This window comes from Methylobacterium trifolii (assembly GCF_022179685.1).
GTDB classification, from domain to species: Bacteria; Pseudomonadota; Alphaproteobacteria; order Rhizobiales; family Beijerinckiaceae; genus Methylobacterium; species Methylobacterium trifolii.
The window spans coordinates 1-8,420 of the sequence record NZ_BPRB01000203.1; the positions used below are offsets into that span (position 1 = coordinate 1).

Annotated in this window: 5 protein-coding genes; all 5 read right to left on the reverse strand. The window is 70.6% G+C overall.

What is annotated here, in order from left to right; translation table 11 throughout:
• Positions 1 to 1,283: HlyD family type I secretion periplasmic adaptor subunit (locus COGEMETH_RS17580; RefSeq protein WP_238183900.1), on the reverse strand; the 1,283-nt coding region annotated here is incomplete at its 3' end.
• Positions 1,280 to 3,559 carry a type I secretion system permease/ATPase gene (locus tag COGEMETH_RS17585; protein ID WP_373875387.1) on the reverse strand — a complete coding sequence of 760 codons (2,280 nt, stop codon included), beginning with the start codon at positions 3,557 to 3,559 and terminating at the stop codon, positions 1,280 to 1,282. The genes COGEMETH_RS17585 and COGEMETH_RS17580, both read right to left, overlap by 4 nt.
• Positions 3,560 to 3,727: 168 nt before the next feature.
• The gene (locus COGEMETH_RS17590; protein WP_238183901.1) at positions 3,728 to 5,482 is read right to left on the reverse strand and encodes a methyltransferase domain-containing protein; all 1,755 of its coding nucleotides are present in this window, start codon (positions 5,480 to 5,482) and stop codon (positions 3,728 to 3,730) included.
• Between the two features lie 67 nt (positions 5,483 to 5,549).
• Positions 5,550 to 7,220, reverse strand: a complete 1,671-nt coding sequence (locus COGEMETH_RS17595; protein WP_238183902.1) for a glycosyltransferase family 4 protein — start codon at positions 7,218 to 7,220, stop codon at positions 5,550 to 5,552.
• A gap of 99 nt (positions 7,221 to 7,319) precedes the next feature.
• The coding region (locus COGEMETH_RS25650) for a calcium-binding protein (protein ID WP_283215020.1) at positions 7,320 to 8,420 on the reverse strand (1,101 nt) is incomplete at its 5' end.

An 8,420-nucleotide genomic window follows, 5' to 3' on the forward strand; every position in this document is an offset into this window, starting at 1 on the left:
TCGTCGATGGCGTCGCGCGAGATCCGCAGCACCCGGCCCTCGGCCGTGCCGTAGCGGGTGAAGGGGAAGGAATCGACCTTCACCGTCACCTCCTGCCCCGGCGTCACGAAGCCGATGTCCTTGTTGAGGACCAGGGCCTCGATCTCGACGGGGCCGTCGGTCGGCACCAGCACGAGGAGCGGCTGGCCTGCGGTCACGACCTGCCCGACCGTCGTGACGGCCAATTGCTGCACCGAGCCGTCGATGGGCGCGCGCAGCTGCATGCGGTCGCGGCGCAGGCGCGCCTTGATGACGTCCTGGCGCAGGCTGTCGACCTTCTGGGCGGTCTCGGTCAGGGACTGGGCCTGCTTGGCGATCGTCTCGCTGGTGAGCTGCTCCATCCGCCGCACCAGGGATTCCGCCCCGGCCCGCGCTTCCAGGAGCTGGCCCTGGTCGTAGGCGAGGTCGGCGGCGACCTGCTCCACCTGCTGGAGGGCGTCGATGACCGCGGCGCGGGTTCCGGCCGAACGGGCCACCAGGGTCTCGCGCATGTCGGCGCGCTCGCGCAGCACCGCCTTCAGGCGCTCGCGGGCCGCCACGCTCGCGGTGAAGCGCTGCTCGGTGGCCTTCTTCTCGGCGATCTGGGCGTCCAGCGATGCGCGGGTGGCGTAGTACTGGCTGAGGTCGGCCATCATCGTGGCCGTCTCGCGCAGCTTGATCGGCAGGGTGATCGTGCTCGCGTAGGTCGGCTCGGCGGTCCGCTTGTTCTCGCGGATCGCCTGGATCGTGCTGACCCGGCGCGCCATCTGCGCGGAGAGGTTCTCCAGGTCGCTCTCGCGGCTGGCGAGGTCGGCGCCCGCCTCGGTCGGGTCGAGGTCGATCAGGAGGTCGCCGGCCTTGACGCGGTCGCCGTTGTGCACGGTGACGGCCAGGACCTTGCTGGTCTCGAAGGGCTGGATCACCTTCGAGCGCCCGCTCGGCTGCACCCGGCCCGCGGCGACGGCGAAGATGTCGAGGTTGGCCAGCACGCTCCAGATCAGCGCCGAGGCGAACATCGCGCAGATCGTCCAGGTGAACGCCATCGCCATCGGCGACGGCGGCGTCTCCAGGATCTCGAGATGGGCGGGCAGGAATTCCTGGTCGTCGCGGGTGTTCGCGAAGGTCCGCATCCGCTCGGTCAGGGAGCGGGCTGAGAGCGCCCGCGGGCGCAGGGCAGGCAGGCGGGCCGCGGGCGCGGCGCCTGCGGGAAGCGCGGGCGGCTTCGGGATCTCGGCCGGGGGCGGCGCACTCGGTTGGGCGCTCATGCTGCGGCTTCCTGGTCGGTGCCCTGGTAGGACTGGAGTTGCCAGAGCCGTCCGTAGAGGCTCTCGGGCCGGGCGACCAGTTCGCGGTGCGAGCCGTCCTCGACGATGCGCCCGTCCTGCATGGCGATGATCCGGTCGCAGCCGCGCACGGCCGCGAGGCGGTGGGCGATGATCACCACCGTGCGGCCCTTCACGATGTGGCGCATGTTGTCCTGGATGATGCGCTCGCTCTCGTAGTCGAGGGCCGAGGTCGCCTCGTCGAGGATCAGGATGCGGGGATTGGTGGCCAGCGCCCGCGCGATGGCCAGCCGCTGGCGCTGGCCGCCCGAGAGGTTGGCGCCGCGCTCCTCGATCATGGTGTCGTAGCCGCGCGGCATGCGGTTGATGAACTCGTCGGCGCCCGAGAGCCGCGCCACCTGGATCACCTGCGCCCGCGTCAAGGCCGGGTTGGCGAGCGCGATGTTCTCCTGCACGGTCTTGTTGAACAGCAGGTTCTCCTGGAGCACGACGCCGATCTGGCGGCGCAGCCAGGCCGGATCCACCTGGGCGACGTCGATGCCGTCGACCAGCACCTGTCCCTTCTCGGGGCTGTAGAGGCGCTGCAGCAGCTTGGTGAAGGTCGACTTGCCGGAGCCGGACGGCCCGACGATGCCGATGACCTGCCCGGCCGGGATGTCGATGGACACGTCCTTCAGCACCTCGGGCGTGCCCGGCTGGTAGCGGAACACGACGTTGCGCACCGTGAGCTGGCCCTTGGCCGGCGGCAGGTGGGCCTGGGCCATCGAGCGCGTCTCGGCGGGGGCGTTGAGCACGTCGCCGAGGCGCTCGATCGAGACCTTGACCTGCTGGAAGCTCTGCCAGAGCTGGCTCAGGCGCAGGATCGGCGCGGTGACCTGCCCCATGATCATGTTGAAGGCGATGAGGCTGCCGACCGTCATGTCGCCGTCCATCACCGCGTAGGCGCCGAAGAACAGCACAAGGGCCGAGGTGACGGCGTTGATGTACTGGATGGCGTTCTGGCCGAGGCTACCGAGGATGCCGGTCATGAAGGAGGTTTTCACGTAGGCGGCGAGCCGCTCCTCCCACTGCACCCGCAGCGTCGGCTCCACCGCCATCGCCTTGATCGTATGGATTCCGACGACGGATTCGATCAGGAACTGGTTCGAGAGGGCCGAGCGGCTGAACTGCTCCAGGGTCTTCTCGCGCAGGATCGGGCGCAGGAGGACCGCCACGAGCACGTAGCAGGGGATCGACAGGGTGACGATGAGGCCGAGCGTGGTGGAATAAAGGTAGAGGATCGCGATGAAGAGGAAGGTGAACGGCACGTCGATGGCCGCGGTCAGGGCCTGTCCGGTGAGGAAGGCCCGGACCTGCTCCAGTTCGCGCACCCGCGCCACGGTCTGGCCGGCGGCGCGCGTCTCGAAATAGCCGAGGGGCAGCCGCAGCAGGTGGTCGAACAGGCGCGCGCCGAGTTCCACGTCGATGCGGCTCGTCGTGTGCGTGAGGATGTACTGCCTCAGGTATTGCAGCACGACGTTGAACAGCCCCAGCACCACGAGGCCGACCACGACGAGGGTCAGGGTCGAGTAGCCCTTGTGGGCCAGCACCTTGTCGATGGTGATCTGGAAGAAGATCGGGGTGATCAGGCCGCAGAGCTGGATGAAGAGCGAGGCGACGATGACCGAGGCGAGCGGGCGGCGGTAGCGCCAGATCGACGGCATGAACCAGGTCAGGCCGAAATCCTGCACGATCTTGGCAAGGCTCGCCCGGCGCGCGATCAGGATCACCGTGCCGTTCCAGCGCGCGAACACCTCCTCGCGCTTGGGATGTTCGGCGGTGCGGGCGACGGTGTCGATGATGCGGTAGGTGCCGTCCTCCAACCGCCGGCCCAGCAGCTTGTAGCTGCCGTCGTCGTACTGGATGATCGCCGGCAGCGGCACGCGCTCCAGGCGCTCGGGCTTCTGGTTCTCGAGCAGGCGGGCCTTCAGCGCGATCTGCTTGGCGCCGCGGACGATGTCGATGGAACTCGCGGCCTTGGTGCCGAGGCCGAGTTCGTGCCGGACCTGGCCCGGCTCGCATTGGACCTGATGGAAGGAGGCGACCAGCGCCAGGGCGCTCAGGCCGGAATCCGCCATCTGCTGGGGCTGCGCTCCGGCGTTCTGGGCTCCGGCACCCTGGGCCCCCGCCTGGGCGCCCGGCCCTCCGGCCGCGCCCGGTTGGGCCGCAGGCGCGGGCGTACCACCTTGGCCGGCCTGGGCCGCCGCATCTGCCGACATACAACTCTCCCGACGCCGCGACTGCGGCGACCTGCGGCTTCGCCAAGCCGGTGAACGATCGTGGCGGACCGGCCGCCGGGCAGCCTTAGCACACTCTCTTAACGTTGTGCCGTACCGCTTCTTCTCGCGGCCCGCCCCTTCCTCCGGAAATGCGGCAGCAAGAAGCCCTTACCCCGGGGGCGGCCGGCCGGCGTCCCGGATCGCAGCGACCAGCAGGCGGATCTCCGGGTGGCGGGCGAACAGCGCCTCGTTCAGGGCGTCCCGCCGGTCCCAGAGGGAGCGGTACCAGTCGCGCCGCGTGCCGGCCTGCTGGGCGAACATCCGGTCGGCGCGCACCCCCTCCCAGGCGTTGCGCGCCAGGCGGCGGCGCTCGCCGGGGTCGGCCAGCAATCGGGTCAGGTGACGGGGCCAGTCCTCGATCGTGGCCGCGATCAAACCATCGTGATCGTCCCGGATGCTCTGCCCGTAGACGGTGGGCGAGGCGATGGTGGCCAGCCCCCGGCTCGACGCCTCGACGAACTTGATGTCGCTCTTGAAGCGCTCCGGCGGCCGGCCTTCGAGGGGCATCAGGGCGATGTCGGCACCCGCCATGGCCTCGAGATAGGCCTCGTAGCCCATGGCCGGATGGAACGTCTTCCGCTCGGTCGGCAGGGCGTCGAAGAAGGCCCGGTCGTGCACCACCGTGAAGGTGGTCTCGGGATGCTGCGCGATGGCCGGTGCCAGGGCGCGGGCGACCGGGCCGCTGAAACCCTCGCGGTTCAGGGCGCCGAAGAAGACGGTGGGCGGGCCCGTCCGCGCCTCCGGGAACGGCGGCAGGGTGAAGGCCGCGTTCGGGAACACGGCGACTTCCGGGTTGAGGCTGCGGAAGTACGCCGCGAGTTCCGGCGTCGATGTCTGGATGGCGTGCGCGGCCGAGAAGGAGACCTGCGTCCCGGCATCGTAGTCGCGTCGCAGCACCTCCGCGACGAGTTCCGGGTGGTCGTCGAACTCCATCGCGACCACCCAGCCGCCGGCGACGAAGCGCGCCATGGCCTGGAACCATTGGGCCGGGTCGGAGGCGGTGAAGCGCTGGATGACGGCGACCTTCGGCTGCCGGGGCGGCAGCTTGCCCACCTCGATCTTCCGCTCGTCGTACTTGAGCGAGAGGCCCGGCTCGGAATCCAGCGCCTTGGCGGGCCATGCGGCGCGCGCTTCGAGCAGGCGGGGCGCCATCGCCATCTGGTGGACGACCAGCACCTCGGTCCGGGGCCGGTCGGGACGCGGTTTCTCGGCGCAGACCACGTATTGCACCGCGCTCGCCCGCTCCTCGAAGGCGGCGCGGTCGAGCCCCATCCGGGCTGCGGCCGCGCCGAGCACCGGCATCCAGCGCGCGGCTTCCGCCTGGTCGAGGAGGAAGCGGCGGGGACGCATCTTCAGGATGCGGAACCCCGTCGCCGTCAGGGCCTCCTGGAGCGAGTCCCGCGTGAAGAAGCGCAGGTGCGTGCGGTCGAACAGCCCGGAATCGTGGGCGGGCCAGCGGCCGCTCATCAGCTCCCGGAGCGCCGACCAATGGGCGATGTTGGGCACGCAGGCCACGAAGTGGCCGCCCGGTTCGAGCAGGTCGAAGATGCGCGTGAGCATCCGCCCCGGCTCGGCCAGGTGCTCCAGCACGTCGCCCATCAGGGCGAGGTCGAACGGGCCGCCGGCCTCGGCGTCGCTCATCGCCTCGATGTCGCCCTCGATCAGGCGGTCGACCCGCCCCCGGGCGACCGCGGCGGAGGGCGGGTGGACCTCGACGGCGGTGTAGTGCGCATTGGGGTTGCGCTCGGCGTAGACCGCCGCGAGCGCGCCCTCGCCGCAGCCGATCTCCAGCACGCGCCTGGCGGTGAGCGGCAGCCAGCCCAGCAGGTCGGGGTTCACGTTCTTGTAGTAGCTCTCTGACAACGGTCCCTCTCGCGGGCAAGGGTGGGTCCGCCATGGGGGCGGAGGGACGGGCCCCGTCGGGGCGGACTTACGGCGCGCTGCGGAAATCCAGGGCGCCGACCTTCGCCAGCCAGACCAGCGCCCGGCCGACGAGGACGGGCGGCTGCGTGGGCAGCGCCGCGACGACCTCGCCGGCCGCAATCCAGCCCTCGGCCGGCATGGCGTCGAGGATCGCGGCGAGCATCGGTGGTTCGGGCAGCATGCCCTTGGCGAAGGCGACGGTCGCGAGCTCGCGCCGGGCGACCACCGCGTCGAGGCCGGGTCCGCGGCGGCGGAACCGCGTGGCCGGGCCGAGCGGGGCGGTGGGATAGGCCGAAAACACCCGGAACGGATCGTCGTGCGCCGGCCGGCGGCGGCGGCTCAGGGGCGGCTGGAGGTTCGGCGCGCTGCGGCGCCGCTCGCCGAGGTCCGCCCACAGGTCCCGATAGCGGCCGAAGACGTGGGACCAGTCGAAGCACTCCCGCGCGCGTTGCGCGCCCGCGGCCCCCATGCGCGCCCGCAGGTCGGGATCGCCGGCGAGCATGGCATAGGCCCGGCCCGCAGCCTCCACGTCCACGGCGGTGAACTGCCCGGCATGGCCGCAATAGAGGTCGTAGTTGTCCACGTGCAGGTCGAACCGGTCGGCGAGGTCGCCCCCGTGTCCGGGGGCGGGTGCCAGCGTCGGCACGCGGAACCCGTCGATGCCGTCGCGCACCGTGTCGCGGTAGCCGTCCCAGTCGCTCACGACCACCGGCAACCCGGCCGCCATCGCCTCCAGGGGCGTCAGGCCGAAGGTCTCCTGCACGTTGTCGGACAGCGAGGTGAAGATGTCGGCGGCATCCCAGGCCAGCTTCAGCCGGGACTGGTCGCGACCGTCCACGGTCCGGTAATCCACCGACGGACAGAGCTTATGCGCATCGTCGCGAAAGGCCCGCTCGATCGGCTCGTTGGCGAACCAGCCCGCCTGGACCAGGGTGACCGGACGCTCCCGGGCGACACGCTCCAGCCCGAGATACATCGGCAGGGGATGGGCTTTTCCATGAAAGCTCAGGCGGCCGACGAACAGGACGACCACCCGGTCCGGCGCGATCCCGAGGGCCGCGCGCGCGGCTTCGCGCCGGCCGGCGCGGCCGGCATAGTCCGCGCAATGGACGCCGAGGGGGATCACCGGTATCTGCGGCAGCGTCAGGCGCGTCGCGCCGAGCCGCTCGCGCAGGTACTCGGCCTGCGCCTCGATGACGGCCCGTACGCTGTCGCGCACGGCGCGCGAGGTGCAGATCACCGCATCCCATTCCTCAACCGGAGCCGTCAGCAGGTCGGCCAGCACCTCCATCACGCCGTGCGAGGCGGTGGTGTGCGTCACCCCGCAGAGGCTGTACCCGCGCGGGCCGACCGTGCGCAGGCGATGCCACGCGTTGTGCGCGATGTCGGGATCGGGCCGGTACAGGAGGCCGGCCTCCGCCAGTCCTGCGGGATTGGTGAAGGGAATCCACGCGACCTGGGTCTCGCGGGCGCCGTGGGCGGCGAGGTCGGCGGCGAGCGTGGCGGCCGCGGAGGCCGATCCCGCATAGGCGTAGAGCTGGGGGAGGCGTTCGGCCGCGATCGCGCGGACCAGGGCGAGGCCGGCAGACTGGCGGCCCATGACCTTGTTGCGGAAGCTGTAGCCGTCGGCCTCGTAGAGCAGGGCGAAACGGTCCTGCTGCTGTGACTGCGTTCCCATGGCCCACGGGCTGTCGAGCGAAACGAAAAGAGGCGGCCCGTTTGGACCGCCTCCTTCGAGATTGTCAACCGAGCGGGGTGAACCGCCCGGATGCCGGACTTAGTTGCCGACGAGGATGTCGGTGGCCGCGAGGCCGCCGGTGCCCTGGACGACGATGACGCCGGTGGCGGCGGCATTCGTGGTGTCGGCGTCGTAGATCAGGTAGCCGTTGCTCGCACCCTGGATGAAGGTGAAGGCGGTGCGGGGCAGCGTGCTGGCGCCGTAGGCCGTCACGGCCTGCTCAACCGAGGTCACCGTGCTCACGCCGAAGCTGGTGAACTGGCCGGTGCCGGTGCTGCCGGCGACGAGGCCGGTGCTGGTGAAGCGCACCGTATCCGCGCCGGAGACGAAGTCGGTGATGTAGTCGGCCGTGGTCGAGGTGACGCCGGCATCGATAGGAGCGGTGAAGTCTTCGGTGAAGACGTCGGAGCCCGCGCCGCCGGTCAGCGTGTCGCTGCCGATGAAGCCGTTCAGGGTGTCGTTGCCGATATCGCCGAACAGACGGTCGTTGCCGCTGCCGCCGAAGACCGAGTCCTGGCCCTGGCCGCCGTAGATCGTGTCGTTGCCGGTGCCGCCGAGGAGCACGTCGTCACCGAGGTTGCCGAGCAGCAGGCTGGCCGTGTTGCCGCCCGTAACCGTGTCCTGGCCCTGACCGCCGAAGATGGTCGAGGCGCCGGCACCGCCGGTGATGGCGTCGTTGCCGAGGTCACCGAACAGCACGTTGTTGCCGGTGGCGCCGGCGAAGTTGATGACGTCGTTGCCCTGGCCGCCGAACACGGTGTTGTTGCCGGTCGTCGCGGCAGTGCCGGTGATGGTGTCGTCGCCGAGGTTGCCGAGGAGCTGGGCGGTGCCGGTGAAGCCGGCGAAGGCGAGGGTGTCGTTGCCCTGGCCACCGAACACGGTCGGCGACCCAGCGAACGCGCCGCTGGTGATCTGGTCGTTGCCCATGTTGCCGAACACGAGATCGTTGCCGGTGATCTGGCTCACGATGTCGTCGCCGCCGAGGCCGAGGTAGTAGTCGCCGCCGGCGGTGTTGACGTAGCCGTTCGTGGAGGTGGCGTCGCCCGGGATGCCGGTCGTGTTGTCGCCGACCGTGATGGTCGAGCCGTCAGTCGACGTGAACTGGGCGCTGCTGATCTGGCCGACGGCGAAGTTCGTCAG

Bases quoted from the DNA above. Each gene is read 5' to 3' on its own strand.
- COGEMETH_RS17585 (WP_373875387.1), bottom strand. From the start codon at position 3,559: ATGTCGGCAGATGCGGCGGCCCAGGCCGGCCAAGGTGGTACGCCCGCG.
- COGEMETH_RS17595 (WP_238183902.1), bottom strand. From the start codon at position 7,220: ATGGGAACGCAGTCACAGCAGCAGGACCGTTTCGCCCTGCTCTACGAG.